Annotated in this window: 23 protein-coding genes; 12 read left to right on the top strand and 11 right to left on the bottom strand. The window is 66.9% G+C overall.

Going from position 1 to position 26,147, the window contains the following annotated elements:
- Positions 1-318 precede the first annotated feature (318 nt).
- Entirely contained in the window at positions 319-855 is a 537-nt protein-coding gene (locus tag ACTJJK_RS00115; protein WP_031372306.1) for a glycoside hydrolase family 108 protein, read from the top strand.
- Between the two features lie 123 nt (positions 856-978).
- Positions 979-1,455, top strand: coding sequence for a GNAT family N-acetyltransferase (locus ACTJJK_RS00110; RefSeq protein ID WP_031372305.1), 477 nt, complete (start codon positions 979-981; stop codon positions 1,453-1,455).
- A 153-nt stretch (positions 1,456-1,608) separates the two neighbouring features.
- On the opposite strand, the gene ACTJJK_RS00105 is transcribed toward ACTJJK_RS00110, so the two are convergent.
- The 6 genes from ACTJJK_RS00105 to ACTJJK_RS00080 form a co-directional block, all read right to left on the bottom strand.
- Positions 1,609-2,607, bottom strand: a complete 999-nt coding sequence (locus ACTJJK_RS00105) for a hypothetical protein (RefSeq protein ID WP_440729151.1) — start codon at positions 2,605-2,607, stop codon at positions 1,609-1,611.
- A gap of 413 nt (positions 2,608-3,020) precedes the next feature.
- Positions 3,021-3,653: an outer membrane lipoprotein chaperone LolA gene (lolA, locus tag ACTJJK_RS00100; RefSeq protein ID WP_036148737.1), complete on the bottom strand. Its 633-nt coding sequence runs from the start codon at positions 3,651-3,653 to the stop codon at positions 3,021-3,023.
- An 89-nt stretch (positions 3,654-3,742) separates the two neighbouring features.
- Positions 3,743-3,886: a hypothetical protein gene (locus ACTJJK_RS00095; protein WP_440729150.1), complete on the bottom strand. Its 144-nt coding sequence runs from the start codon at positions 3,884-3,886 to the stop codon at positions 3,743-3,745.
- A complete protein-coding gene (locus ACTJJK_RS00090) occupies positions 3,886-4,731 on the bottom strand; it encodes a class I SAM-dependent methyltransferase (protein ID WP_440729149.1) in 846 nt (281 codons plus the stop codon). Before ACTJJK_RS00090 ends, ACTJJK_RS00095 begins: the two co-directional genes overlap by 1 nt.
- A gap of 97 nt (positions 4,732-4,828) precedes the next feature.
- A complete protein-coding gene (locus ACTJJK_RS00085; protein ID WP_031372301.1) occupies positions 4,829-7,192 on the bottom strand; it encodes a DNA translocase FtsK in 2,364 nt (787 codons plus the stop codon).
- 329 nt (positions 7,193-7,521) lie between these two features.
- On the bottom strand, positions 7,522-8,592 hold the full coding sequence (locus ACTJJK_RS00080) for an alanine dehydrogenase (protein WP_031372300.1): 1,071 nt from the start codon (positions 8,590-8,592) through the stop codon (positions 7,522-7,524).
- Positions 8,593-8,977: 385 nt separating this feature from the next.
- Here ACTJJK_RS00080 and trxB point away from each other — a divergent pair, with 385 nt between their 5' ends.
- The 4 genes from trxB (at position 8,978) to infA (ending at position 12,370) form a co-directional block, all read left to right on the top strand.
- Positions 8,978-9,931: a thioredoxin-disulfide reductase gene (gene trxB / locus ACTJJK_RS00075; protein ID WP_057918101.1), complete on the top strand. Its 954-nt coding sequence runs from the start codon at positions 8,978-8,980 to the stop codon at positions 9,929-9,931.
- A gap of 157 nt (positions 9,932-10,088) precedes the next feature.
- Positions 10,089-11,279, top strand: coding sequence for a GNAT family N-acetyltransferase (locus tag ACTJJK_RS00070; RefSeq protein ID WP_440729239.1), 1,191 nt, complete (start codon positions 10,089-10,091; stop codon positions 11,277-11,279).
- Complete coding sequence (gene aat / locus ACTJJK_RS00065) at positions 11,276-12,013, top strand: leucyl/phenylalanyl-tRNA--protein transferase (RefSeq protein ID WP_440729148.1); 738 nt, start codon at positions 11,276-11,278, stop codon at positions 12,011-12,013. Before ACTJJK_RS00070 ends, aat begins: the two co-directional genes overlap by 4 nt.
- Before the next feature lie 138 nt (positions 12,014-12,151).
- Positions 12,152-12,370: a translation initiation factor IF-1 gene (gene infA, locus ACTJJK_RS00060; RefSeq protein ID WP_031372296.1), complete on the top strand. Its 219-nt coding sequence runs from the start codon at positions 12,152-12,154 to the stop codon at positions 12,368-12,370.
- A gap of 173 nt (positions 12,371-12,543) precedes the next feature.
- Here infA and ACTJJK_RS00055 read toward each other — a convergent pair whose 3' ends face one another.
- Both ACTJJK_RS00055 and ACTJJK_RS00050 read right to left on the bottom strand, forming a co-directional pair.
- Positions 12,544-12,750 (bottom strand): hypothetical protein, encoded by a 207-nt coding sequence (locus ACTJJK_RS00055; RefSeq protein ID WP_031372295.1) that lies wholly within the window; start codon positions 12,748-12,750, stop codon positions 12,544-12,546.
- Positions 12,751-12,869: 119 nt separating this feature from the next.
- Positions 12,870-13,067 carry a hypothetical protein gene (locus tag ACTJJK_RS00050; protein ID WP_031372294.1) on the bottom strand — a complete coding sequence of 66 codons (198 nt, stop codon included), beginning with the start codon at positions 13,065-13,067 and terminating at the stop codon, positions 12,870-12,872.
- A gap of 440 nt (positions 13,068-13,507) precedes the next feature.
- Here ACTJJK_RS00050 and ACTJJK_RS00045 point away from each other — a divergent pair, with 440 nt between their 5' ends.
- Positions 13,508-13,858 (top strand): DUF6491 family protein, encoded by a 351-nt coding sequence (locus tag ACTJJK_RS00045; RefSeq protein ID WP_223620187.1) that lies wholly within the window; start codon positions 13,508-13,510, stop codon positions 13,856-13,858.
- A gap of 75 nt (positions 13,859-13,933) precedes the next feature.
- On the opposite strand, the gene clpA is transcribed toward ACTJJK_RS00045, so the two are convergent.
- Positions 13,934-16,216: an ATP-dependent Clp protease ATP-binding subunit ClpA gene (gene clpA, locus ACTJJK_RS00040; RefSeq protein ID WP_031372292.1), complete on the bottom strand. Its 2,283-nt coding sequence runs from the start codon at positions 16,214-16,216 to the stop codon at positions 13,934-13,936.
- Positions 16,217-16,305: 89 nt separating this feature from the next.
- A complete protein-coding gene (clpS, locus tag ACTJJK_RS00035) occupies positions 16,306-16,626 on the bottom strand; it encodes an ATP-dependent Clp protease adapter ClpS (RefSeq protein ID WP_031372291.1) in 321 nt (106 codons plus the stop codon).
- Between the two features lie 156 nt (positions 16,627-16,782).
- Here clpS and ACTJJK_RS00030 point away from each other — a divergent pair, with 156 nt between their 5' ends.
- From ACTJJK_RS00030 to hflD, 4 genes are read left to right on the top strand one after another with little or no spacing between them, the layout of a single operon-like run.
- Positions 16,783-17,343, top strand: a complete 561-nt coding sequence (locus tag ACTJJK_RS00030) for a YbjN domain-containing protein (protein ID WP_235186257.1) — start codon at positions 16,783-16,785, stop codon at positions 17,341-17,343.
- 1 nt (position 17,344) lies between these two features.
- A complete protein-coding gene (locus ACTJJK_RS00025) occupies positions 17,345-17,839 on the top strand; it encodes an NUDIX hydrolase (RefSeq protein WP_440729147.1) in 495 nt (164 codons plus the stop codon).
- A gap of 5 nt (positions 17,840-17,844) precedes the next feature.
- The gene (mnmA, locus tag ACTJJK_RS00020) at positions 17,845-18,975 is read left to right on the top strand and encodes a tRNA 2-thiouridine(34) synthase MnmA (protein WP_440729146.1); all 1,131 of its coding nucleotides are present in this window, start codon (positions 17,845-17,847) and stop codon (positions 18,973-18,975) included.
- Positions 18,975-19,583 carry a high frequency lysogenization protein HflD gene (gene hflD, locus ACTJJK_RS00015; RefSeq protein ID WP_031372287.1) on the top strand — a complete coding sequence of 203 codons (609 nt, stop codon included), beginning with the start codon at positions 18,975-18,977 and terminating at the stop codon, positions 19,581-19,583. The genes mnmA and hflD overlap by 1 nt, the downstream gene beginning before the upstream one ends.
- A gap of 492 nt (positions 19,584-20,075) precedes the next feature.
- Here hflD and acnB read toward each other — a convergent pair whose 3' ends face one another.
- Positions 20,076-22,664: a bifunctional aconitate hydratase 2/2-methylisocitrate dehydratase gene (acnB, locus tag ACTJJK_RS00010; RefSeq protein WP_031372286.1), complete on the bottom strand. Its 2,589-nt coding sequence runs from the start codon at positions 22,662-22,664 to the stop codon at positions 20,076-20,078.
- A gap of 411 nt (positions 22,665-23,075) precedes the next feature.
- On the opposite strand from acnB, the gene acnA reads away from it, so the two are divergent.
- On the top strand, positions 23,076-25,874 hold the full coding sequence (acnA, locus tag ACTJJK_RS00005; RefSeq protein ID WP_031372285.1) for an aconitate hydratase AcnA: 2,799 nt from the start codon (positions 23,076-23,078) through the stop codon (positions 25,872-25,874).
- Positions 25,875-26,147 lie beyond the last annotated feature (273 nt).

Genomic DNA, 26,147 nt, shown 5'->3' with positions numbered 1-26,147 from the left:
TCGTTAGCGGAGGAAGAGGCGTTGCGGCGGGCCACGGGGCGAACGGGTTCCGGTGTCGGGCGGTCCGACACGATAGCAAGATCGCGGCGGCGGCGAGCCGCGCCTGGGCGCAAGCCCTTGATCCAGCGGGATAACGCAAACCGTTTGGCAGGTCTGAACCGAACCCCGGAGCGAAGGTAGCGGCAAGCACGGCGGCGAGTGAGTAGGATCCGCGACCGGGCCTGCGTACGCAGGCCGCTCACAGCCCCGTCCCGGCGACGTTCTTGTTCACGAACCCGGTACGCCGGAACTCCATCCACCTACACAGCGAGCATCGCGATGGCGGATTTCAACGCGTTTTTCCCGCAACTGCTGAAGTTCGAGGGCGGCTACGTCGACGACCCGGCCGACCCGGGCGGCGCGACCAACAAGGGCATCACCCTGGCGACCTTCCAGGCGCATGCGCAGGCACTGCTCGGCATCGCGCCCACCCTCGACAACCTCAAGGCACTGAGCAACGGCCAGGCGGCGATCCTCTACAAGACCTTGTACTGGGACCCGCTCCAATGCGACGCGATCGGCCTGCAATGCCTGGCCGAGGACCTGTTCGATTTCCAGGTCAACGCCGGCTTCCATGCGGTGTCGTTGGTGCAGACCCTGCTCGGCCCGCCGGTGGTGGCCGACGGCCGGTTCGGCCCGGACACGGCCGCGGCACTGCAGGCCGCCGATCAGGCGGCGCTGTACCCGCACTACCGCCAGGGCCGCATCGACTACTACCGCAACCTCGCCGCCGCGCATCCGGTGCTGCAGCGCTTCCTGGCCGGTTGGCTGGCACGCGCGGAGTGGTTCCCGGAGCAGGCGCCGGCATCGAGCTGAGGCCGCTCGGACCACTGCGCTAAGGACCGATCTCGCCATTCCTGTCGATGCATCGCGACAGCACAATGAGCGATCCATCGGCATCAAGCACCCGACGCTGCCAGGCAGCGTCGCCGCTCATCAATGACCAAAGCCCTGCTTCGGATCCGCCCGGCACGCTCGAACGACCGCGCCGCCGTACTGGCCCTGCTCGAGGAAACCTTCGTCGATACCTGGCGCCCGCAACTGAGCGCCGAGGCGATCGCCGCTTATCGCAACGGCGGCGGTACCGAACGCTTCGTCGATGCGCACCTGGGCCGCTTCGTGGTCGCCGAACTCGATGGGCGCCTGGCCGGCTTCGCCCACCGCGACGGCGGTTTCGTCGGGGCTCTGCATGTGACCGCCCCGGCACGCCGGCACGGCGTGGCCAGGCAACTGATGGCCACGCTGGAGACAGCGATGCGCGAAGACGGCATCGCGACGGCGAGCCTGGAAACCGACACCTTCAACACCGGCAGCCAGGCCTTGTACCTGGCCTTGGGCTATCGCGAAACGGCGCGTTATCCCGACCAGGAATGGAACAGCGGCCTGACCACGATCCGTTACGAAAAGACGCTGTAGCTGCGCCGTGCGCGACGCGGCGAGGTTACGCTTGACGCATTCGCTCTAGTCGCCGCGACAAAAAACGCGAGCCCCGCAGGGCTCGCATCAACGGCCGCCGACTGCGGCCATCGGGACGACCCGCATCGAGATCGGATCAACCCGTCCGAGCGCTTACCACTGTGCCCACGACGAGGCCGGGACATGCTGCTCGGCGTGCGCGATCACCGCCGCCACCGACGTCAGGTGCCCCACCGCCACCAGCCGACGCGCGGTATGCCACTCGGTGCCGACGATCTCGGTCGAGAAATCGTCGTCGCCCAACATCGACATCAGCCCGAGTTCGTAGGGCGCGCCCTGGCGGCGGCTGGCGTAGACGAGGGTCGGCTCGTGCGAATAGAACGCCATGCAGGTGCCCTGGTTCGGCTGCTCGACCATGTCGGGGCGATCGCACAAGGCGATGGCGTGGCCGCTCTGGTAGTAGTTCTCGTTCCAGGGCCATTGCTTGATGTCGTGGCTGAGGCCGGGCGTGGTCGACGGCTGGAAGCGCTGGAACTGGGAACCGTTGAGGCTGTAATAGGCGTAACGCAGGAAATTGACGTCGACGAACGCGACCGGCAGTTCCGATAGGGCCTTGACCGGGTTCTGCGCGCCCGAGAAATCCTTGCGGATCGACATGTCCAGCATCATGGCTTCGCGCGGCATGGCGAAGCCGTCGCCGAGCGTGACGCCGAAGGCCATGTCGTAAGGCGCGACCTGCGCCGGACGGCCCCGACAGGTACCGGAGAGATTCGGCTCGTCGTAGAGCAAAGGGTCGATGCCGAGCAGGATGCCGTGGCTGGCCGGCGTGCCGAGCTGGGCGCCGCTCCAGTTCGGGATCGAACCGGTCAGCAGCGAGGTGCGGCCGGTGCAGTCGCCGCCCTGGGTGGGGTTGTACTCGTTGCCCTCCCTGCTGCGCGTGGTCATCTGGAAGTCGGCGCCGACGTTGTCGTGCGGTACGGCCAGGCGGCCGGCGATCCACAGGCCGGTGATCATCGGCGAGCGAGTATTGTGCGGCGCAACTTTTTCGTTGAGCCGGATGCGGATGATGCCGTTGTCTTTCTCGAAGGTCTGGTCCTGGGCGGCCGCCATCGTCGGCAGCAACAAGGCGATCAATAACGATAGACGCTTCATGCGGTCGTGCTCCAGTCGGGTCGCTGGCGGGGCAACGCGCGCATGCGGCCAGCTTCGCTCCTGCGCCGGCTTCGCCTCGGTCTGGCGAAGCGCGGCGAGCATGTCACCGTGTCCGCGTCGGGGCATCCGGCGCCTTGGTTCGTGCTGTGACGCCGCGCAGCATGCGACGCGGCGCGGCCGCAGATCGGTACGGCCCGGCCCGGCGAATAACGCGACGCATCGCGACGATGCGCTGCGACCCGGCTCACAAACACGGCCCCCTGCGGCGCAAACGCTTTGATCGATGTCGCGCTTTGCGACATCGGTGTTCGCAGACGTGCGCACAAACGAAAAACGCGAGCCCCGGCGGAGCTCGCGTTTCGGTGATTGCGCGGTGCCTCGTTACCCAGCGCGGCGTCGCCGCGCGGTGTCGCTCAGCCTTCGCCGATCACGTCCACGCCCTTGGCCGGCGCGTACTTGAACGTGGTCGCCGGGAAGCTCGGATTGCGCTTCCAGCCGCTAAAGCTGATCTCGGTCTTCTGGCCCAGCGCGTCGACGATTTCCATCTTCGCCAGGCCGCCGGCGTTGAAGCCGAGCTTGGCGCTGCGGAAGCTGGCGTCGTTCCCGGTCTTGGGTTGCAGCGACAGCCAGTTGAGGCCGCCGTTGCTGCCGTTGTCCTTGACCACGAACATCGCATCCAGGCGGGTCGGGTCGATCAGCGCGGCAAGCGGGCTGTTCTGTTCCTCGGCGCCTTGCGGACGCACCGTGACCTGCTTGAGGTCGGGCTCAAAGACCCAGACCTTCTTGCCGTCGGCGACGATCAACTGCGGATACGGCTTGACGTATTCCCAACGGAACAGACGCGGCGCCGACAGCGCCACCTGGCCCTGCGAGGTTTCCTTGAGCTTGCCGTTGGCGTCGTAGACCTGCTGGGCGAACTGGCCGTCGAGGCCCTTGAGGCCGCGGGTGAAGGCGCCCAGGTCGTCGCGCGCGCCGGCGAAGGCGCTGGCCGAGAACAGTACGGCGGCGATCGCGCCGGCCGCGGCGAATTTGACGGTACGAATCATCGGAATACTCCAGAACGCTTGCGCAGAGTCTGACAACAAAAAACTGAACGGGCGCGCGCCAAAGCCGGCCCGGCGCGCAATCGGTTCAGCTAAGGCGGCGCTTCGGCGAGGCCGTCGATGAAACCGATCAAACCCTCCTGCAGCACCGGCTCGACCGCCAGCACCAACAGCAGCGCGCCCCGCCACCACAGCATCGCCGGCAGGCGCTCGGTAAAGGCGCGTGGGCCGATCATTACGCCGCTTCCGCCCGTCGCCCCAGCAGGACCACGTCGTGATGTTGCTGCAGCCCGCCTTCGACATGATCGAGAACGTCGAAATACCGACTCCAGGTCCGCGCGATGTAATCGCGAGTGTGGAAGGTGGTCTGATAGAAGTCCGGCAGGCCGTCGAGCTTGAAACGCCCCTTGTGATCGACGCGGAAGGCGATGCCGTACCTGTCCAGTTCGGCCCGCTCTTCCGGTGTGCAACTGTTGAGTGTGTACTTGCCGTGCACCGTTGTCAGCAGCACGCCTCCGGGCTTGAGGATGCGCGCCAGTTCCTCCAGCCAGACGTTCTGATTGGTCTCGTCCAGATGGGTGAACAGCGAAACGTTGTAGATCACATCGAACGACGCGTCTGCATAGGACGTCGGCGGCGCGGGCGCATTGACCTGGAAACGGGCGACCTGCGAGAGGTGCCGCTGCGCCCATTCGATGGCTTCCGGATCGATGTCCGAACCGTGGAATTCGCAGTTGCGCGAACGCGTTTTCATTTCGCCGACGATCCGCCCCGGCCCGCAGGCGAAATCCAGCACGGTCAGTCCATCCAGGCGCACGCCTCGGCTGTCCAGGCAGCTCAGCAAATCAGTGGCCACCAGCGGGCCGGTGGCCACGAAGCTGGCCTCGTCCAAGGCGCGGTGCACGCGATAACGCAACATCGGCGGCGGCACCGCCGCCTTGCCATGCCGCAGTTGCGCGTCGTAGAGCGCTTGCTCGCGCGCTAGTTCGCGGCGGAACTTGAGGTAATTGACCAAGCCGCCGAGCCAGTACACCGGCGGGATGCGTTTTCCGATCCGCTTCAATCTCGTCTTGAACGCCATCACTATTTCCGTAGCCGTGATCTTCCAGGGCCGATACGACGTCGTGCCGCGGGAGTGCGGGAGTGCCTCGTAAGGCGCGATGTTACAAGGCGCGATCTTACTTCGGCGGCGGCGGCGCCAACACGCTGCGGTCGCCGTTGTGTTCGGGCGGGGTGACGATGCCGGCCGCTTCCATCGCCTCGATCAGGCGCGCGGCTCGGTTGTAGCCGATCTTGAGCCGGCGCTGCACGCCCGAGATCGAAGCGCGGCGGGTCTCGGTGACGATGCGCACGGCCTCGTCGTAGAGCGGGTCGGATTCGTCGCCGCCGGCATTGGCGGTTTCCGGCAGGCCGGTCGCGCCGACCACGGTGCCGTCGCCCATCGTCTGCACTTCGTCGAGCACGCCTTCAATGTAGTCCGGGCGGCCGCCGACCTGCTTCAGGTGTTCGACCACGCGATGCACTTCCTCGTCGGAGACGAAGGCGCCGTGGACGCGCTCGGGCATGGCGGTGCCGGGCGGCAGGTACAGCATATCGCCGTGACCCAGCAGGGTCTCGGCGCCGGACTGATCCAGGATGGTGCGCGAGTCGATCTTGCTCGACACCTGGAAGGCGATGCGGGTCGGGATGTTGGCCTTGATCAGGCCGGTGATGACGTCGACCGACGGACGCTGGGTGGCGAGGATCAGATGGATGCCGGCGGCGCGCGCTTTCTGCGCCAGGCGAGCGATGAGTTCTTCGACCTTCTTGCCGACGATCATCATCATGTCGGCGAATTCGTCGATGAAGATGACGATGAACGGCAAGGTCTCGAGCTGGCGCGGCGCCTCGTCCAACTCGGGATTGGGCTTGAACAGCGGGTCCATCATCGGCTGGCCCGCTTCCTCGGCGTCGCGGACCTTCTTGTTGAAGCCGGCCAGGTTGCGCACGCCGACCATGGACATCAGCTTGTAGCGGCGCTCCATCTCGGCCACGCACCAGCGCAGGCCGTTGGCGGCTTCCTTCATGTCGGTGACGACTGGCGCCAGCAGATGCGGAATACCCTCGTAGACCGAGAGTTCGAGCATCTTCGGGTCGATCATCAGCATCCGCAGTTCCTTCGCGGAGGCTTTGTAAAGCAGGCTCAGCACCATCGCGTTGACCGCCACCGACTTGCCCGAACCGGTGGTGCCGGCGACGAGCAAGTGCGGCATGCGCGCCAGGTCGGCCACGGTCGGGCGGCCGGCGATGTCCTTGCCCAGCGCCAGGGTCAGCGGGCTGCCGGACTTGTCGTATTCCTTCGAGCGCAGCAGCTCGGACAGATAGATCATCTCGCGGCTGGTGTTCGGCGTTTCCAGGCCGATCACCGACTTGCCGGGGATCACGTCGACCACGCGCACCGACTTGACCGACAGGCCGCGGGCGATGTCCTTGTCGAGCGAACTGATCTGGCTGACCTTCACGCCGGGCGCCGGCTGCACCTCGAAGCGGGTGATGACAGGGCCGGGATAAGCGCCCATGACCTGGGCGTCGATGCGGAAATCCTTGAGCTTGAATTCGATCTGGCGCGACAGGGTTTCCAGGGTCTCTTCGCTGTAGCCCTTGGGTTGCGGCTTGGGATCGTCGAGCAGGGCCAGCGGCGGCAGGCCGCTGCCGTCGCCGGTGTTGAACAGCGGGATCTGGGTTTCGCGCTTGGCGCGTTCGCTCTTCTCCACCACCGGTGCCGGCGGCGGCTCGATCCGCACCTTCTCGCGCTTGGAGCGCAGCTCGGTGTCGACCTTGCGCACTTCCTCGCGCTCTTCGCGCATGACCTGGGCCTGGCGCCACTCGGTCGCCTGCTGGCTGCCGCGGCGGAACAGCTTGCTCAGGGTCGGGCCCATCGCCATCGTCCACTGGCCGAGCTTGTCCATGACCGCGAACCAGGAGATGCCGGTGGCCAGGGTCACCGAAATCAGCAACAGCGCGAGCAGGAACAGATTGCCGCCGACCGGGCCGAAACCCGAATACAGCGAACGCCCGACCAACTGGCCGAGGATGCCGCCGCTGCCGGCGGAGAAATATTCGGCCGGGCCGAAACGCAGTTGCAGCAGGCCGGTCGCCGAGACCAGGAAACCGACGATGCCGATCAGGCGCAGCGCCGGACCGAGGTCGGCTTCGCCGTCGCCGTCGGTGTCCATGCCGAACAGCGCGATCCAGGCGATGGCGCCGAGCATGATCGGCAACAGGAAGGCGACATAGCCGCACAGGTACAGCAGCACATCGGCGATCCAGGCGCCGACGCGGCCGCCGACGTTGTGCAGCGGCGCGGTGATCGAGCCCGAATGCGACCACCCCGGATCGGCCGGCGAAAACGTCACCAGGCTCGCCAGTAGATACAGCAGCAGCGGCGCGATCACGATCAGGACGATGTCGCGCATCAGCCGCTGACGTCGCGGCGACGGCGGGCGCTTTTCGGTCTCGGCCGGTTTGGCCTTCTTGCGACTGGCTGTGGGAGCTTGCGCCACCGTGATGTGCTGCCTTAGGTTGATACTGTTAGTTGTTGAATATACAGCCGAATCGAGCGAAGTGGAAAGAAAGCGGCTGGGCGCCCACCCAGGGCCGACCCGCGCTTTCCTGCCGACGCCCACCGCGGCATCGTCGTCCGGCCGGCAATCGCGCCCCCGCCCAACGAAACCGCCCCATGAAAAACGGGGCGGCGGCGAGACGCTGGCGCCGAGATCGGCCACCGCCCCACCTTACCGCCCCGCTCCGCCGGCGCAAACCGGTCCCGGGCGAGCGGCGGCGATATCTCGCCTCCTCGCGCCCGGCCGGTCAGGCCGTGTCAGTCAGTCGCTTACAGCTTCATGCCCTGCAGGGCCGGGTGGATCAGCTGGCCCGCTTCGACGTTGATGCCACGCACCAGCGCCGGGTTGTTGCGCCACTCGGCGCCGGCGGCCAGCTTGTTGACCCAGGGCAGGATCGCCGCGCAGATCGCCTGCGAGGAGGTCTGCGGCACGGCGCCCGGCATGTTGGTCACGCAGAAGTGGGTCACGCCCTCTTCGACGTAGGTGGGCTCCTTCCAGGTGGTCGGGCGCGAGGTCTCGAAGCAGCCGCCCTGGTCGATCGAGATGTCGACCACCACGCTGCCGTCTTCCATGCCCTTGAGCATGTCGCGGGTCAGCACGTGCGGCGCGCGCGCGCCGGTCACCAGCACCGCACCGATCACCAGGTCGGCCGAGGCCACTTCGCGGGCGACCACGTCGACGTAGGGGAACAACGCGGTGACGTTGTTGCCCAGGCGCATCATCTGGTCCATGCGGTCCTGGCGCATTTCGAACACGGTCACGTTGGAGCCGCCGGCCGCGGCCAGCGCCGCCGACGCGCCGCCGGCCTGGCCGGCGCCGAACACGACGACCTTGCCGCGCTCGGTCGACGGCAGGCCGCCGAGCAACTTGCCCTTGCCGCTCATGGGCTGGTGCAGCAGGTGGGTACCGACCTGGACGCCGATCTTGCCGGCGATGATCGACATCGGCGCCAGCAGCGGCAGGTCGCCGTTGGGCAGCTCGACGGTCTCGAAGGCGACGCCGGTCAGGCCGATGTCGAGCAACTGCTTGGTCAACACCGGCTCGGCGGCCAGGTGCAGATAGCAGAACAGCAGGTGATCCTTGCGCAGGTGCTGCAGGTCGCCGGCGATCGGCTCCTTGACCTTGACGATCAGTTCGCCCTTTTCGTACAGCGCCGCCGCGTCCGGGGCGATCTTCACGCCCAGACGGGTGTAGTCGGCGTCCTTGAACCCGCTCTTGATGCCCGCGTCCTGTTCCAGCCAGACCTCGTGGCCGCGCTTGACCAGATCGCCCGCCGCGGCGGGAACGAGCGCGACGCGCCCTTCGAGGGTCTTGGTTTCCTTCGGTACGCCGATACGCATTGCTGTCTCCAGTGCGGCCCAGAAAAAACGCCGCATGCGCGGCGCCCCAAGCCTGATTGTCTAAAGTTTGTCGTGTGGTGTCGGAACGGTTGCGGTGGAACGTGGGGCTGTCGCGGTATTCGGTGAAGCGCGTTACGGTGCCGCGGAGCCGAATGAGGCGGCTCTTGTGCGCGACTGACCGGTGCGCGATTAGATAGGGCGCCGCGTTGGCCGGCAAGATGCGATTTGAGGCACGCAACATTGCGTCCCTGCGACACGCCTTGTTTTGCCGGGACGCCGCCTCCAAGCTATGCCCTGCTCCTGAAACTTCAACACGCCGGCGTATGGCTGGAATGTGGAGTTTCATTCTGCGCAGAGCGCGCTCCCAACTGCCGCGATTATATACATGACCCCTTCCAAGCACTCCCGTGTCGTCATTCTCGGTTCCGGCCCGGCCGGCTGGACTGCCGCCGTCTACGCCGCTCGCGCGAACCTGAAGCCGCTGGTGATCACGGGCCTGCAAATGGGCGGTCAGCTCATGACCACGACCGAAGTCGACAACTGGCCCGGCGACGCGCACGGCCTGATGGGCCCGGATTTGATGACGCGCATGCAGGCGCACGCTGAACGCTTCGATACCGAAGTGGTGTTCGATCACATCCACACCGCCGATCTGTCCAAGCGCCCGTTCCGCCTCAAGGGCGACAACGGCGACTACACCGCCGATGCCCTGATCATCGCCACCGGCGCGACCGCGAAGTACCTCGGCCTGCCGTCGGAAGACGCCTTCAAGGGCCGCGGCGTATCGGCCTGCGCGACCTGCGACGGCTTCTTCTACAAGGACCAGGACGTGGCGGTGATCGGCGGCGGCAACACCGCGGTCGAGGAAGCGCTGTATCTGTCCAACATCGCGCGCAAGGTCTATCTGGTGCATCGCCGCGACACCCTGCGCGCCGAGAAGATCATGCAGGACAAGCTGCAGGCCAAGATCCAGGCCGGCAAGATCGAACCGGTCTGGCACCACACCGTCGACGAAGTGCTCGGCAACGACGTCGGCGTGACCGGCCTGCGGGTGAAGTCGGTGCAGGACGGCTCGACCCGCGACCTGACCATCCACGGCCTCTTCATCGCCATCGGCCACACCCCGAACACCACCTTGTTCGAAGGCCAGCTTGAGATGAAGAACGGCTATCTGACCATCCAGACCGGTCTCGACGGCAACGCCACCCAGACCTCGGTGCCGGGCGTGTTCGCCGCCGGCGACGTCGCCGACCAGGTCTATCGCCAGGCCATCACCTCGGCCGGTTTCGGCTGCATGGCCGCCCTCGACGCCGAGAAGTTCCTCGACAAGGACGCCTGATGCCGGGGCATCGCGGATCGATGCGAATCGGCCGCGAACCCGGCGCCCGCCTGCGGGCGTCGCCCCGCGACGCCCATGCAAGGCCCCCGCGGCTGCGCTCGGAGCGCAGCCCCCTCGATAGCGACTCGCGCCGCCCGTGACCGCAAGCACCGACGCCCTGTCGATCCGGCTGCTCGCCTCGCTATCCGAGGTCGCGCCCGCGCAATGGGATGCGCTGCACGACGACCGCAATCCCTTCGTCGCCCACGCCTTCCTGCTCGGCCTCGAACAGCAGGGCTGCCTGCGCGAAGAATGGGGCTGGGCCCCGCATCACCTGAGCGTGTGGGACGGCGAGGAACTGATCGCAGCGATGCCGGCCTACCTCAAGCAGAACTCGCACGGCGAGTTCGTGTTCGATCACGCCTGGGCGCACGCCTACGCCCAGCACGGCCGCGACTACTTCCCGAAATGGCTGGCCGCGGTGCCCTACTCGCCGGTGACCGGGCCGCGCCTGCTCGCGCGCGAGGACGCACAGCGGCCGTTGTTGCTGTCGGCGATGGCGCAGTTGTGCGAGCGCCAGGGCCTGTCGTCGGCGCACGTGAACTTCCACGAGGCCGGCGAAGACGCCGCGTTCGAGCACGAAGCCTGCGGCGGCGACTGGCTGCAACGCATCGACGTGCAATACCACTGGCGCAACGAGGCCGATGCGCAGGGCCGGCGCTGGCAGGACTTCGACCAGTTCCTGGCCGCGTTCGACCACAAGCACCGCAAGAACATCCGCCAGGAACGCGCCAAGGTCGCGCGTGCCGGGGTCAGCTTCCGCATCGTCGAAGGCCGCGACGCCAGCGACGCCGACCTGGCGACGATGCACCGCTTCTACCTGACCACCTTCGCCGAGTACGGCAACCACCCGGCGCTGACCCTGGGCTTCCTGCGCCACCTGGCACGGACCATGCCGCAGTCGCTGGTGATCTTCCTGGCCGAACGCGAGGGCGAGCCGATCGCCGGAGCGCTGTGCCTGCGCGGCGGCGACACCTTGTACGGCCGCTACTGGGGCGCCGAAGTCAGTCTGCCCGGGCTGCATTTCGAGACCTGTTACTACCAGGGCATCGACTACTGCCTGCGCGAGGGCCTGACCCGCTTCGAGCCCGGCGCCCAGGGCGAGCACAAACTCGCGCGCGGCTTCCTGCCCAGCTTCGTGCGCAGCCGCCACTGGATCGCCGACCCCGGCTTCCGCAACGCCCTGCGGCCCTGGTGCCGCGACGAGGCGGCCTCGGTGCGGCAGTACGCGCGCACCTTGTCGCTGCACACACCGTTCAAGGCGGTCGAAGCGCAGACTTTGGCCACTGCCACGGAGCCGGGCCCATGAGCCAGCTGCCGATCCTGCTCTCGCCCGACCCCGACGCGCCGTTCCCGTCGCCCGAACACGCCCTGCGCCAACCCGACGGCCTGCTCGCGATGGGCGGCGACCTGAGCCCGGGCCGGCTGCTCAACGCCTACCGCCACGGCGTGTTCCCGTGGCCGTCGGAAGGCTATCCGCTGCTGTGGTGGTGCCCGGACCCGCGCACCGTGTTCCGCACCGACGGCGTGCGGTTGCCGTCGAAATTCCGTCGCAGCCTGCGCCATTGCAACTGGACGGTGCGCGCCGACACCGCCTTCGCCGAGGTCATCGCCGCCTGCGCGCGGGCGCCGCGCCCGCACCAGGACGGCACCTGGATCACCGAGGACATGCTCGCCGCCTACCAGCGCCTGCACGAGCTCGGCCACGCCCATTCGGTCGAGGTCTACGACGGCGAACGCCTGGCCGGCGGCATCTACGGGGTCGCGATCGGGCGCATGTTCTTCGGCGAAAGCATGTTCAGCGCCCGCTCCGGCGGCTCCAAGGTCGCGCTCGCGGCGCTGGCCCATCGCCTGCACGAATGGGGCTGGCCGCTGCTCGACGGCCAGGTCGAGAACCCGCACCTGCTCAGCCTCGGCGCCGGATCGATGCCGCGCGCAGCCTTCCTGGCCGAGGTCGCGGCGCTCACCGCCATCGCCGAACCGGCCGGGCCCTGGACCGAGCGCTTCGGCGACTGGCCGGCCTCGCGCCTGGCGGAACGCTAGCGCGAGCGGTCTTGCTGCCGGCGCCAGTCCCAGCCGGCGGCGCGATTAACGGATTTTTGCTACCAGGCCGCCGGCGTGGCAGAATGTGCGGCTTCGCGGGCGCGCGACGCCCGCTTTTCGCGACTCCCTAGGAAACACATGGCAAAAGATGACGTGATCGAATTCGAGGGCACGGTGGCGGAAACTCTTCCGAACACCATGTTCCGCGTGCGTCTCGAAAACGGGCACGAGATCATTGCCCATATCTCGGGTCGCATGCGCAAGAACTACATTCGCATCCTGACCGGCGACAAGGTCAAGGTCGAAATGACGCCCTACGATCTCACCAAGGGTCGCATCACCTACCGCATGAAATAATCGCGGTAAGTTATTGAAAAAAGGCGGCATTGGCCGCCTTTTTCATGCCTCGGATTTGCCGGCGAGGCCTCGCTAAGGCCCTGCTTGCTTACGCGGCCATGGCGGCCGGCTACGCCGCCGCCCGCCTCCATGGCGAGCGCCCTCGCCCAGACCGGCAAGCCTACCCTTGGAACCTAGAACGGCGGTGCCGGGCAGCCGTAGCGCGCCAGGCATTGTGTGACCCTGTACTCGCAGTAGCCCGGGTCGCTGCCGACCTCGATGCACTTGTTGTAGGTGCGCCAGCAGCCATCGCAGGGATCGGCCGCGGTCGCGGTCAGCGATGCGGCGCTGGCGAACGCGAAGGCGGCCATCGCGGCCAGCGAAAAACGACGCAGTTGCATGAGTGAGCTCCTTTCCTTCGGGATGGGACGACGGTGGTCTTGGCGCCGGCTCGCAGCCTCGCGGACATAGCTATCGCTGCCGCTGCGACCGGCGTGAAATAAAACGGGCAGCGGAGCGACTACTCCAGCGGGCAGCCGGCCTGGATCAGGCAACGGCTGAATTCGGCTTCGCACTCGGCATCGGGATCGAGTTGGCAAGCCTGGTAAGCGTTGCGGCACACCTGGCACGGACCCGGCCAGATGCCCGCCACGGCCCAAGCCGAAAAACCGAAGGCGAAAGCGGCGACGGCCGCGAGAGAGAACTTGCGAAGCTTCATGAGTACTCCTTCCTTGAGTCGACGAAGATTCGTCGGCGCTCGCCGTCCATGGGCGCTTGCTGCGAATCCCCAGCGAAATCCGAGAACGGACTTCGATGGCGGACGACGACGCGACGAGGCGCGTGTAGTGCAACGTGCAGATGTTGCCAAGCGACGCTAGCATCGGGTCCATTGCGCGATCGAGCTGCACTGCGGCAATTGTGCGATGCGGCCTCACAGATCGCGACACGAGCATGGCGAAACTACGCAGCGCTTGCCGGCTGCGTCGGCCCATCGAAAAGGAAGCACAAACACACGTGGATGCACGAAGCGGCGAAAACGTTTATGCCAAACGTCATGCCGTGACGAAGGTCACAGCGACTTCTTCCAGATTCGCGCGCGGCGCCACGCGACTAACTTTGCCTCAGCTCAATCCGAGCTCGCTCAATTAGGACGCCCCCATGTTGCCGCTATCAAGGACCGCTCTGGCCACCCTGCTCTGCCTTTCCGCGACCGTCGCGTTCGCGGATCCGATCGACGCCTGCGTCGATCTCGGCGCCGAGGCCCAGTTGTCGCGTGTCGGAGAGAAGGCCGTCCTGGTCAAGGATGCCGACAATTACTACCGTTTGAACGTACGCAAGGGTTGCTACGACCTGAGCTTCACGCCGAAGCTCGTAGTGACCGCCGAAAAGACCAAGGGCCGTGTCTGCCCCAGCGGCACCCGGGTCAAGACCCAGCGCGATTTCTGCGACATCGAGTCGGTCGAGAAGATCGACGAGACCGCCTACCAGAGCTACCGCCGCGTGCGCTGACCGGCGTTCGCCAACAGGCAGAAACGAAAAGGCGGCCCGAAGGCCGCCTTTTTTATGCCCTCACCGCTTGCGCGGTCAGACCGTAACCGGCAGCAAACGCTCCGGCTCGGCATGGGCGTCGACGATCAGCTCGTCGTCGCGCACGTCGATGGTGACCCGGCCGCCACCGACCAATTTGCCGAACAACAGCTCGTCGGCGAGCGGACGCTTGATCTTGTCCTGGATCACACGCGCCATCGGACGTGCGCCCATCTGCGGGTCGAAACCGTGCTGGGCCAGCCAATCGCGTGCGGTCGGCGTCGCGGTCAAGGTCACGTTCTTCTCGTGCAACTGCGCTTCCAGTTCGATCAGGAACTTGTCGACCACGCGCAGGATGTGATCGAAGCCCAGCGCCTGGAACTGCACCACCGCATCGAGGCGGTTGCGGAATTCCGGGCTGAAGCCCTTGCGGATCACTTCCATCGCATCGGTCGAATGGTCCTGCTTGGTGAAGCCGATCGAGCGCCGCGAGGCCTGGGCCGCGCCGGCGTTGGTCGTCATCACCAGCACCACGTTCTTGAAGTTGGCCTCGCGACCGTTGGTGTCGGTGAGCGTGCCGCGGTCCATGACCTGCAACAGGATGTTGAAGATGTCCGGATGCGCCTTCTCGACCTCATCGAGCAACAGCACGCAGTGCGGGGTTTTGACGATTTTCTCGGTCAGCAGGCCGCCCTGGTCGAAACCGACGTAGCCCGGAGGCGCGCCGATCAGGCGGCTGACCGAATGCGGCTCCATGTACTCGGACATGTCGAAGCGGACCAGCTCGATGCCGAGCTGCAGCGCGAGCTGCTTGGTGACCTCGGTCTTGCCGACGCCGGTCGGGCCGGCGAACAGGAAGTTACCGATCGGCTTGTCCGGGTTGCCAAGCCCCGAGCGCGCCAGCTTGATCGCCGAGGCCAGGGTCTCGATCGCCGCGTCCTGGCCGAAGATGACCATCTTGAGGTTGCGTTCGAGGTTGCGCAGCACGTCCTTGTCGCTGGCCGAGACCTGCTTGGTCGGGATGCGCGCCATCTTGGCCACGATCATCTCGATCTCTTCGATGTCGATCAGCTGCTTGCGCACGTTCTCCGGCAACAGACGCTGGCGCGCACCGGCTTCGTCGATGACGTCGATGGCCTTGTCCGGCAGCAGGCGGTCGCCGATGTGCTTGACCGACAGGTCGACCGCGGCCTGCAAGGCTTCGTCGGCATAGGTCACGCCGTGATGAGATTCGTATTTGGGCTTGAGGCCCTGCAGGATCTCGTAGGTCTCGCCGACGGTCGGCTCGACGATGTCGATCTTCTGGAAGCGCCGCGCCAGCGCGCGGTCCTTCTCGAAGATGCCGCGGTATTCCTGGAACGTGGTCGAACCGATGCAGCGCAGTTCGCCCGAGGACAAGGCCGGCTTGATCAGGTTGCTGGCGTCCATGGTGCCGCCGCTGGCCGAACCGGCGCCGATGATGGTGTGGATCTCGTCGACGAACAGGATCGCCTCGGGCTGCTTCTTGAGCTGGGCCAGTACCGCCTTGAGGCGCTTCTCGAAGTCGCCGCGGTACTTGGTGCCGGCGACCAGGGCGCCGAGGTCGAGGGCGAAGATGGTGGCGTTGCGCAGCACTTCGGGCACGTCGCCGTCGACGATGCGCTTGGCCAGGCCTTCGGCGATCGCGGTCTTGCCGACGCCGGCCTCGCCGACGTAGAGCGGGTTGTTCTTGCGCCGGCGGCACAGCACCTGGATGGTGCGCTCGACCTCGTCGCCGCGACCGACCAGCGGGTCGATCTTGCCCTCGCGGGCCAACTGGTTGAGGTTGCTGGCGAACTCGGCCAGGGCGTCGGACTTGCCTTCGCTCTCCGGGCCTTCGGCCGGCTTGGATTCGCTTTCCTCGTGGTGGCCGTGGCTGTCTTCGGCGTTGTGCTTGACGATGCCGTGCGACAGGTAATTGACCACGTCGAGGCGGGCCACGTCCTGCTGATTGAGGAAGTAGACCGCGTGCGAATCCTTCTCGCCGAAGATGGCGACCAGCACGTTGGCGCCGGTGACCTCCTTCTTGCCGGAGGACTGCACGTGATAGACAGCGCGCTGTAGCACACGCTGGAAACCCAAAGTGGGCTGGGTATCGCGGTCGACGTCGTCGGGCAGCACCTGGACCGAGGTCGCGATGGCCTGTTCGAGGTCGCTGCGCAGACGCGCGAAGTCGGCGTTGGTCGCCTTGAGGACGGCCTCGGCGGACGGGTTGTCGAGTAGTGCGAGCAGCAGGTGTTCGACCGTCATGTACTCGTGGCGCGCCTCGCGGGCGCGCTTGTAGCACTGGCCGATGCTGTATTCGAGATCCTTGCTGAACATGGGGCGGAGCCTCCAGGACGTATGCACGCTACGTGGGGGCGCTCGCCGGCTTTTCCATGCCCCGCCCCAACGGGTGCGACAACTACCTTTTAGGCCTTTTCCATCGTACACAGCAAGGGGTGTTGGTGAAGTCTTGAAAATTCGTTCACCTGTGCAACCTTGGACTCGGCGACCTCGCGTGTGAAGACGCCGCATACGCCGCGGCCGCGGGTATGGACATGGAGCATGATCTGGGTGGCTTTTTCGACGTTCATCGGGAAAAAGCGCATCAGGACCTCGACCACGAAGTCCATCGGGGTGTAGTCGTCGTTTAGCAGGAGTACGGAATACAGCGGCGGCCGCGCGACTTCGGGCTTGCCGGTTTCCACCAATACGCCATGACTGTGTTCTTGTTCGGTCTGTTTTGCCATTGCGCGATTATAAACCCCTGCCCCGTCCCGCCGTGGATGCGGCCGCCGTGCGACATGGACGCATGCCCGGCCGCATTGCAAAATGCCGCAGCGCCGCCATCTTGGTCGGAGCCGCCGGTCAAGGTTGCGCCGGCACCGCGAAATTCAAGGACCCTCATGCGCCTGCCACGTTACCTGCCTGCCCTGCTGTTCTCGCTGCTGCCCGTCCTGGCGACGGCCGCGCCGACGACGAAGGCGGACGCCGCCTCGCTCAAGAGCGCCCCGGCCAAGGCCGAGCCGGCCGCAGCCAAGGCCGAAGCCGCCGCCAAGTCCGCCGACCCGCGCATCGGCAAGCAGCTCGACGCCCTGGGCTACAAGTACGAAGTCGACAAGGACGGCGACTACACCCTGACCTTCGGCCTCGACGAGGACCGCAGCCAGATGGCCTATGTGATCTCGCACACCGAGCGCTACGGCAAGCTGCAGGTCCGCGAGGTCTGGTCGCCGGGCTACCGCACCTCGGACAAGGACTTCCCGGCCGAGGTCGCCAACCGCCTGCTCGAGGACAGCCAGCTCAGCAAGATGGGCGGCTGGGTCAAACAGGACTCGGTGGCCGTGTTCGTGGTCAAACTGGACGCCGACGCGAGCCAGGAAGACCTCGACGATGCGATCGACTATGTGGTCCGCGCGGCCGACGAGATGGAATCGCAACTTACCCCCGGCCAGGACGAATTCTGACGTGAGCTACCGCGAAGGCCGTTTCTGGCAACCCGATGTGACCGTCGCCACCATCGTGGTCGACGGCGGCCGCCTGCTGATGGTCGAGGAATCGGTCGGCGGGCGCCTGGTGATCAACCAGCCGGCCGGGCACCTGGAGCCGGACGAGAGCCTGATCGACGCCGCCCTGCGCGAGACCCGCGAGGAGACCGGCTGGGACGTGCGCCTGACCGCCTTCGTCGGCGCCTACCAGTGGAAGGCGCCGCTGCAGGAGGACGGCGCCGGCGGCCGCCACTACCTGCGCTTCGCCTTCGCCGCCGAACCGGTCCGCCACGACCCCGGCCGGAGCCTCGACGAAGGCATCGTCCAGGCCCTGTGGATGAGCCCGGCCGAGTTGCAGGCGCGCGCGCCCGAGCACCGCAGTCCGCTGGTCTGGCGCGTGGTCGCCGACTACCTCGGTGGACGCCGCCATTCGCTGGATCTGCTGCAGCAAATGGTCTCGCCCGACCCGGTCTGATCCTCATGGCCGTATCGGTACGCACCATCGTGGGTATGTCGGGCGGGGTCGATTCCTCGGTCGCCGCCCTGCGCCTGCGCGACGCCGGCGAGCCGATCGCCGGCCTCTTCATGCAGAACTGGGCCGACGACGGCAGCGGCGACTGCCGCGCCGAGTACGACCGCCGCGACGCGGTCGCGGTGTCCGGCCGGCTCGGCCTGCCGATCCATTTCCGCGATTTCTCCGGCGAGTACTGGGCCGGGGTGTTCGAGCACTTCCTCGCCGAATACGCCGCCGGCCGCACCCCGAACCCGGACGTGCTGTGCAACCGCGAGATCAAGTTCAAGCATTTCCTCGACGCTGCGCGCGAGCTCGGCGCGGAGTTCATAGCGACCGGCCATTACGCCCGCGTCGATAAGGCCGGGGCCGGCTTCCGCCTGCTGCGGGCGGTCGACCGCAGCAAGGACCAGAGCTATTTCCTGCACCAGCTCGGCCAGGCGCAGCTGTCGGCCACGCGTTTCCCGCTCGGCGACCTGCTCAAGCGCGACGTGCGCGAGATGGCGCGCGCGGCGCAACTGCCGACCGCGGCCAAGAAGGACTCGACCGGCATTTGCTTCATCGGCGAACGCGATTTCCGCGAGTTCCTGTCGCGCTACCTGCCGGCGCGCGAAGGCGAGATCCGCACCCCGGCCGGCCAGGTCGTCGGCCGCCATCCGGGCGTGTTCTATTTCACCCTCGGCCAGCGCGAAGGCCTCAACATCGGCGGCGTGCGCGGCTTCGAGCCGGCGCCCTGGTACGTGGTCGGCAAGGACGTCGCGACCAACGTGCTGTACGTCGACCAGGGCAGCGACAGCCCCTGGCTGCATTCGCAGACCCTGTGGTCTGAAACCGCCCATTGGATCGCCGGCCAGCCGCCGGCCGCCCGCTTCGTCTGCAGCGCCCAGACCCGTTACCGCCAACCCGACCAGGACTGCGAAGTCTCGGTGCGCGATGACGGCAGCTTGGAAGTCCGTTTCGCCCAATCCCAGCGCGCGGTCACGCCCGGCCAGTCGCTGGTGCTGTACGACGGCGAGGTTTGCCTGGGTGGCGCGGTGATCGCCGCCACCGATGCACCCGATTGCGCCGCCCCCCTGCCCCCCAAGGAACCCACTACGTAATGGCCGACCTCTCCGAACGCGTACTCGCACTCGCCGGCCTGGCCCAGGCCTTGGGCCAGGTGCGGCGCATCGCCGACACCGGCCAGGCCAACGCCTCCGTGCTCGACACCGCCCTGGACTCGGTGTTCCGCATCGACGCCTCGACCCCGGCGGCCGTCTACGGCGGCCTGGCGAACCTGCGCCCGGGCCTGGTGCTGCTGCAGGACTATTTCGTCAACCGCGCCAACGACGAGCACCTGCCGCGGCTGGCCCTGGCCGTGCTGCAACTGGAGCGCCGCTTCGTCCGCGACGCCGCCATGACCGAGAAGGTCCTGCGCGGCATCCACGGCCAGGCCACCGCCGCCGGCCGCCTCGGCAGCAGCCACCCCGACGTCATCGCCGCCCTCGGCAGCCTGTACGCCGAGACCCTGAGCCACCTGCGCCCGCGGGTGCTGGTCCAGGGCAACCCGCATTACCTCGGCCAACCCGGCGTGGTCGCCGAAGTCCGCGCCGCCCTGCTGGCCGCGGTGCGTTCGGCGGTGCTGTGGCGCCAGCTCGGCGGCAGCTATTGGGATTTCCTGCTGCGCCGCCGCGCCATGGTCGACGCGATCGAAGCGCGTTTGGGCTGAGGACGGGTCTCCTGCGGCGAAACCTTCCCCTGTAGGAGCGGCGCGAGCCGCGACCTCGTTCCGGTTGCCGCGTCGTGCGGGTCGGGGCCATCGCTTCGCCTGTCGCGGCTTGCGCCGCTCCTACCCTTGGCGACGCGGGTCTGCTTGCGGCGGAACCTGCCCTTGCAGGAGCGGCGCGAGCCGCGACCTAGGTCCGGTTGTCGCATCGTGCGGGTCGGGTCCATCGCTTCGCCTGTCGCGGCTTGCGCCGCTCCTACCCCTGGCTGCGCGGGTCTGCTTGCAGCGGAACCTGTCCTTGGAGGAGCTGCACGAGCCACAACCTCATTCCGATTGCCGCGTCGTGCGGGTGATGACATCGCTTCGCTTGTCGCGGCTTACGCCGCTCCTGCAGGGGCAGATGCGTCGCATGCGGTTTGAACCGTGCCGGCCGCGCCCAACAAAAAACCCCGGCCTGAGCCGGGGTTTTTCGTTTCTCGGTTTACCGCCGGCCGATCAGGCCGCGGCCACCGTGTCGGCGACCGTCTTGTAGTCTTCGATCTGATCGAAGTTCATGTAGCGGTAGATCTTGTCGCCGTCGGCCTTGAGCACGCCGACGTCCGCCATGTACTCCTCGCGGGTTGGGATGCGGCCCAGGCGCGAGCAGATCGCCGCCAGTTCCGCCGAGCCCAGGTAGACGTTGGTGTTGCGGCCGAGACGGTTCGGGAAGTTGCGGGTGCTGGTCGAGAACACGGTCGCGCCTTCGCGCGCCTGCGCCTGGTTGCCCATGCACAGCGAGCAGCCCGGCATTTCCATGCGCGCGCCGGCGGTGCCGAAGGTGCCGTAATGGCCTTCCTTGGTCAGCTCGGACGCGTCCATCTTGGTCGGCGGCGCGACCCACAGGCGGGTCGGAATGTCGCGCTTGCCTTCGAGCAGCTTGGCCGCAGCCCGGAAATGACCAATATTCGTCATGCACGAACCGATGAAGACTTCGTCGATGACCGCGCCGGCCACGTCCGACAGCGTCTTGACGTCGTCGGGGTCGTTCGGGCACGCCACGATCGGCTCGACGATCTGGTTCAGATCGATCTCGATCACCGCGGCGTAGTCGGCATCGGCATCGCCTTCCAGCAGCTGCGGGTTGGCCAGCCAGCCTTCCATCGCCTTGATGCGGCGGGCGAGCGAACGCGGATCGGCGTAGCCCTCGGCGATCATCCACTTCAGCAGCGTGATGTTGCTGGTGAGGTATTCGATGATCGGTTCCTTGTCGAGCTTGACCGTGCAGCCGGCGGCCGAACGTTCGGCCGAGGCGTCGGACAGCTCGAACGCCTGCTCGACCTTCAACTGCGGCAGGCCTTCGATCTCGAGGATGCGGCCGGAGAAGATGTTCTTCTTGCCCTGCTTGGCGACGGTCAGCAGGCCGGACTTGATCGCAGCCAACGGAATCGCGTTGACCAGGTCACGCAGGGTCACGCCGGGCTGCATTTCGCCCTTGAAGCGCACCAGCACCGATTCCGGCATGTCCAGCGGCATGACGCCGGTGGCCGCGGCGAACGCGACCAGGCCGGAGCCGGCCGGGAACGAGATGCCGACCGGGAAGCGGGTGTGCGAGTCGCCGCCGGTGCCGACGGTGTCGGGCATCAGCATGCGGTTGAGCCAGCTGTGGATCACGCCATCGCCCGGGCGCAGCGAGATGCCGCCGCGGTTGGAGATGAACTCCGGCAGGGTGTGGTGGGTCTTGACGTCGACCGGCTTCGGATAGGCCGCGGTGTGGCAGAACGACTGCATCACCAGGTCGGCCGAGAAGCCGAGGCAGGCCAGGTCCTTGAGCTCGTCGCGGGTCATCGGGCCGGTGGTGTCCTGCGAACCCACCGAGGTCATCTTCGGCTCGCAATAGGTGCCCGGGCGCACGCCTTCGCCTTCCGGCAGACCGCAGGCGCGGCCGACCATCTTCTGCGCCAGCGAATAGCCCTTGCCGGTGTCGGCCGGGTTCTGCGGCAGGCGGAACAGGGTCGAGGCAGGCAGGCCCAGCGCTTCGCGCGCCTTGGCGGTGAGGCCGCGGCCGACGATCAGCGGGATGCGGCCGCCGGCGCGCACTTCATCGAGCAGCACGTCGGACTTGAGCGCGAACTCGGCGATGACCTGGCCGTCCTTGATGGCCTTGCCGTCGTAGGGACGCAGCTCGACCACGTCGCCCATGTTCATCTGCGACACGTCGAGTTCGATCGGCAACGCGCCGGCGTCTTCCATGGTGTTGTAGAAGATCGGCGCGATCTTCGAACCCAGGCACACGCCGCCGAAGCGCTTGTTCGGGATGAAGGGGATGTCTTCGCCGGTGAACCACAGCACCGAGTTGGTGGCCGACTTGCGGCTCGAACCGGTACCGACCACGTCGCCGACGTAGGCGACCAGGTGGCCCTTGTCCTTCAGCGATTCGATGAAGGCGATCGGGCCGCGCTTGCCGTCTTCTTCCGGCACGATGCCGTCGCGGGCGTTCTTGAGCATCGCCAGGGCGTGCATCGGGATGTCCGGGCGCGTGGTCGCGTCGGGCGCCGGCGACAGGTCGTCGGTATTGGTCTCGCCGGTCACCTTGAACACGGTGATGGTCAGGCTTTCCGGCACTTCCGGACGGCTGGTGAACCATTCCGCGTCGGCCCAGCTCTGCAGCACCGACTTGGCGTTGGCATTGCCGGCCTCGGCCTTGTCCTGGACGTCGTGGAAGGCGTCGAACATCAGCAGGGTCTTCTTCAACGCTTCGGCGGCGATGGTGCCGACCTGTGCGTCGTCGAGCAGTTCGACCAGCGGATGGATGTTGTAGCCGCCGAGCATGGTGCCGAGCAGTTCGGTCGCGCGTTCGCGGCTGATCAGCGCGTTCTTCTCGGTGCCGAAGGCGACCGCGGCAAGGTACGAGGCCTTGACCTTGGCGGCGTCGTCGACGCCCGCCGGCACGCGCTGGGTGATCAGGTCGAGCAGGAACTCTCCCTCGCCCGCCGGCGGCGCTTTCAGCAGCTCGATGACCTCGGCGGTCTGCTGGGCGGTCAGGGGCAGCGGCGGAATGCCCAGCGCGGCGCGCTCGGCAACGTGTTGGCGATAGCTGGAGAGCATGGAGATTCCCGTCGGAGTGAAGCGGTAAAGACGTGGCACTGGCTGCGTGGGTCCGCCGCCGCGACCGGCGCGTTCGGACTTACGTGGCGAGTTGCTGGTGGCGAGTTGCTGGGAGGCAAGGCCGCGGGCGCCCACGAAGGGCACGGCCTCGACCGCGTATTTTGCCTTCAAAGGGCTTTCGCGGCAACGCGGAGGGTGTGCCGGCCCCTCGCCGCGCAAGGCTTTGCGCGATCCGTCCATACGCTTGGGGTGGAACGCTGTAGCGCGCTTGCGACCATGGTCTGCACGCTTCCTGAACCCGATAAAGCGATAATCGGCGCCATCGCCAGCCACCGCGCCCATACCCCCAGGCGCGCCAGCCTCCGTGCCGCCCCAGCGGCACGCCAGCCGTACCAAAGGAGCTCCACCGACATGCCCGACTCCTATTCGACCCGCCGCAAGCTTTCCGTCAACGGCCGCGACTACACCTATTTCAGCCTGCCGGCCTTGGGCGAGCGCTACGACATCAGCCGCCTGCCCTACTCGATGAAGATCCTGCTCGAAAACCTGCTGCGCCACGAAGACGGCGGCGCCACGGTCGGCAAGGACCACATCGAGGCCGTCGCGCAGTGGGACGCCACCCGCGAGCCCGACACCGAGATCGCCTTCATGCCGGCGCGCGTGGTCCTGCAGGACTTCACCGGCGTGCCCTGCGTGGTCGACCTCGCGGCGATGCGCGACGCGGTCGGCCGGCTCGGCGGCAACGCCCGCCAGATCAACCCGCTGATCCCCTCCGAGCTGGTCATCGACCACTCGGTCCAGGTCGACGTGTTCGGCAGCCCCGAGGCGCTGGACCTGAACGGCAAGATCGAGTTCCAGCGCAACATGGAACGCTACAGCTTCCTGCGCTGGGGCCAGAAGTCGTTCGAGAACTTCAAGGTGGTGCCGCCGAACACCGGCATCGTCCACCAGGTCAACCTGGAGAACCTGGCCCGCGTGGTCATGGGCCGCGAGGTCGACGGCGACCTGCAGGCCTTCCCAGACACCGTGTTCGGCACCGACAGCCACACCACCATGATCAACGGCATCGGCGTGCTCGGCTGGGGCGTCGGCGGCATCGAAGCCGAGGCGGCGATGCTCGGCCAGCCCTCCTCGATGCTGATTCCGCAGGTGGTCGGCTTCAAGCTGACCGGCCAGTTGCCGGAAGGCGCGACCGCGACCGACCTGGTCCTGACCGTGACCCAGATGCTGCGCAAGCACGGCGTGGTCGGCAAGTTCGTCGAGTTCTTCGGCGACGGCCTGCAACACCTGCCGCTGGCCGACCGCGCGACCATCGCCAACATGGCGCCCGAGTACGGCGCGACCTGCGGCATCTTCCCGATCGACGCCGAAGCGGTGACCTACCTGCGTCTGTCCGGCCGCTCGGAAGAGCAGATCGCGCTGGTCGAAGCCTATGCCAAGGCCCAAGGCCTGTGGCACGAACCCGGCCAGCCGCATGCGACCTATTCGGCCACGCTCGAACTCGACCTCGGCGAGGTGCGTCCGTCGATGGCCGGCCCGAAGCGTCCTCAGGACCGCGTCCTGCTCGAACACGTGCACACCAATTTCAACGACAACCTCGGCCCGCTGATCGCCAACCGTAAGTCGAACAACGGCGGCAACGCCAAGCTCGGCTGCGCGGTCGACGAGCTCAAGAGCGAAGGCGGCGCCCAGGCCCAGGCCGATCACCTCGCCGCCAAGCCGGTGTCGAAGATCCGCATCCACGACCAGGACGCCGACCTGTCCGACGGCTCGGTGGTGATCGCCGCGATCACCTCCTGCACCAACACCTCCAACCCGGCGGTGATGCTCGGCGCCGGCCTGCTCGCGCGCAACGCCGCTCGCCTGGGCCTGAAGTCCAAGCCCTGGGTCAAGACCTCGCTCGGCCCGGGCTCGCTGGTAGTCACCGACTACCTGCGCAAGGCCGGCGTGCTCGCCGACCTGGAAAAGCTCGGTTTCTACGTGGTCGGCTACGGCTGCACCACCTGCATCGGCAACTCGGGCCCGCTGCCGGACGAAGTCTCCAAGGGCATCGCCGAGAACGAACTCGTGGTCGCCTCGGTGCTGTCGGGCAACCGCAACTTCGAAGGCCGCGTGCATCCGGAAGTGAAAGCCAACTACCTGGCCTCGCCGCCGCTGGTGGTGGCCTATGCGATCGCCGGCACGGTCAACATCGACCTGACCAAAGAGCCGATCGGCAAGGGCGCCGACGGCCAGGACGTCTACCTGCGCGACATCTGGCCGAGCAACAAGGAAATCGGCGACATGATCGCCGCCACCGTCGGCCCGGAACTGTTCGCGCAAAACTACGCCGACGTGTTCAAGGGCGACACGCGTTGGAACCAGATCGCCTCGCCCGACGGCGAGTCCTTCCAGTGGGACGAGGACTCGACCTACATCAAGAACCCGCCCTACTTCGACGGCATGACCATGCAGGTCGGCAACATCGACGACGTCCGCGGCGCGCGCGTGATGGGCCTGTTCGGCGACTCGATCACCACCGACCACATCTCGCCCGCCGGCAACATCAAGAAAGACTCGCCCGCCGGCCGCTTCCTGATCGCGCGCGGCGTGCAACCGGCCGACTTCAACAGCTACGGCTCGCGTCGCGGCAACGACGACGTGATGGTGCGCGGCACCTTCGCCAACATCCGCATCAAGAACCTGATGTTCGGCGGCGAGGAAGGCGGCAACACGCTGTATTTTTCCAAGGACGGCGGTGACGGCCGGCCTTCACAGGGCGAGAAGCTGGCGATCTACGACGCGGCGATGAAGTACAAGGCCGACGGCGTGCCGCTGGTGGTGTTCGCCGGCAAGGAATACGGCACCGGCTCCTCGCGCGACTGGGCCGCCAAGGGCACCAACCTGCTCGGGGTCAAGGCGGTGATCGCCGAGAGCTTCGAGCGCATCCACCGCTCCAACCTGGTCGGCATGGGCGTGCTGCCGCTGCAGTTCAAGGACGGCGAGAACGCGCAGAGCCACGGTCTGGACGGTTCGGAAGTGATCGACGTGGTCGGTCTCGACGACGGCGCGGCCAAGACCGCCACCCTGGTCGCCAAGAAGGCCGACGGCAGCCACAAGACGATCGAGGTCAAGGTGCTGCTGCTGACGCCGAAGGAAGTCGAGTACTTCCGCCACGGCGGCATCCTGCATTACGTGCTGCGCCAGTTGGCTGCGCGCAAGGCGGCTTGAGCAGCAATTGACCGAGCGGAAGACCCGCCGATAGCCCCACGGCTATCGGCCTTCAGAGCGACACGCGCCCGTGGCGCGTTAGCGTCGCTCTTCAGCCGCCACGGCGGCATCCTGCATTACGTGCTGCGCCAGTTGGCGGCACGCAAGGCGGCTTGAGCAGCAATTGACCGAGCGGAAGACCGGCCGATAGCCTCACGGCTATCGGCCTTCAGAGCGACACGCGCCCGTGGCGCGTTAGCGTCGCTCTTCAGCCGCCACGGCGGCATCCTGCAT

Origin of the sequence: Lysobacter sp. 22409, assembly GCF_052045105.1 — a bacterium.
In the GTDB taxonomy this organism is placed as follows: Bacteria; Pseudomonadota; Gammaproteobacteria; order Xanthomonadales; family Xanthomonadaceae; genus Lysobacter; species Lysobacter antibioticus_B.
This window is presented reverse-complemented; position numbering and strand designations above follow the sequence as displayed.

What these genes read in the sequence shown, in the direction of transcription:
- ACTJJK_RS00115 (WP_031372306.1), top strand. Translation starts at nt 319, where the DNA reads ATGGCGGATTTCAACGCGTTTTTCCCGCAACTGCTGAAGTTCGAGGGC.
- ACTJJK_RS00110 (WP_031372305.1), top strand. Translation starts at nt 979, where the DNA reads ATGACCAAAGCCCTGCTTCGGATCCGCCCGGCACGCTCGAACGACCGC.
- ACTJJK_RS00105 (WP_440729151.1), bottom strand. Translation starts at nt 2,607, where the DNA reads ATGAAGCGTCTATCGTTATTGATCGCCTTGTTGCTGCCGACGATGGCG.
- lolA (WP_036148737.1), bottom strand. Translation starts at nt 3,653, where the DNA reads ATGATTCGTACCGTCAAATTCGCCGCGGCCGGCGCGATCGCCGCCGTA.
- ACTJJK_RS00095 (WP_440729150.1), bottom strand. Translation starts at nt 3,886, where the DNA reads ATGATCGGCCCACGCGCCTTTACCGAGCGCCTGCCGGCGATGCTGTGG.
- ACTJJK_RS00090 (WP_440729149.1), bottom strand. Translation starts at nt 4,731, where the DNA reads ATGGCGTTCAAGACGAGATTGAAGCGGATCGGAAAACGCATCCCGCCG.
- ACTJJK_RS00080 (WP_031372300.1), bottom strand. Translation starts at nt 8,592, where the DNA reads ATGCGTATCGGCGTACCGAAGGAAACCAAGACCCTCGAAGGGCGCGTC.
- trxB (WP_057918101.1), top strand. Translation starts at nt 8,978, where the DNA reads ATGACCCCTTCCAAGCACTCCCGTGTCGTCATTCTCGGTTCCGGCCCG.
- aat (WP_440729148.1), top strand. Translation starts at nt 11,276, where the DNA reads ATGAGCCAGCTGCCGATCCTGCTCTCGCCCGACCCCGACGCGCCGTTC.
- infA (WP_031372296.1), top strand. Translation starts at nt 12,152, where the DNA reads ATGGCAAAAGATGACGTGATCGAATTCGAGGGCACGGTGGCGGAAACT.
- ACTJJK_RS00055 (WP_031372295.1), bottom strand. Translation starts at nt 12,750, where the DNA reads ATGCAACTGCGTCGTTTTTCGCTGGCCGCGATGGCCGCCTTCGCGTTC.
- ACTJJK_RS00050 (WP_031372294.1), bottom strand. Translation starts at nt 13,067, where the DNA reads ATGAAGCTTCGCAAGTTCTCTCTCGCGGCCGTCGCCGCTTTCGCCTTC.
- ACTJJK_RS00045 (WP_223620187.1), top strand. Translation starts at nt 13,508, where the DNA reads ATGTTGCCGCTATCAAGGACCGCTCTGGCCACCCTGCTCTGCCTTTCC.
- clpA (WP_031372292.1), bottom strand. Translation starts at nt 16,216, where the DNA reads ATGTTCAGCAAGGATCTCGAATACAGCATCGGCCAGTGCTACAAGCGC.
- clpS (WP_031372291.1), bottom strand. Translation starts at nt 16,626, where the DNA reads ATGGCAAAACAGACCGAACAAGAACACAGTCATGGCGTATTGGTGGAA.
- ACTJJK_RS00030 (WP_235186257.1), top strand. Translation starts at nt 16,783, where the DNA reads ATGCGCCTGCCACGTTACCTGCCTGCCCTGCTGTTCTCGCTGCTGCCC.
- mnmA (WP_440729146.1), top strand. Translation starts at nt 17,845, where the DNA reads ATGGCCGTATCGGTACGCACCATCGTGGGTATGTCGGGCGGGGTCGAT.
- hflD (WP_031372287.1), top strand. Translation starts at nt 18,975, where the DNA reads ATGGCCGACCTCTCCGAACGCGTACTCGCACTCGCCGGCCTGGCCCAG.
- acnB (WP_031372286.1), bottom strand. Translation starts at nt 22,664, where the DNA reads ATGCTCTCCAGCTATCGCCAACACGTTGCCGAGCGCGCCGCGCTGGGC.
- acnA (WP_031372285.1), top strand. Translation starts at nt 23,076, where the DNA reads ATGCCCGACTCCTATTCGACCCGCCGCAAGCTTTCCGTCAACGGCCGC.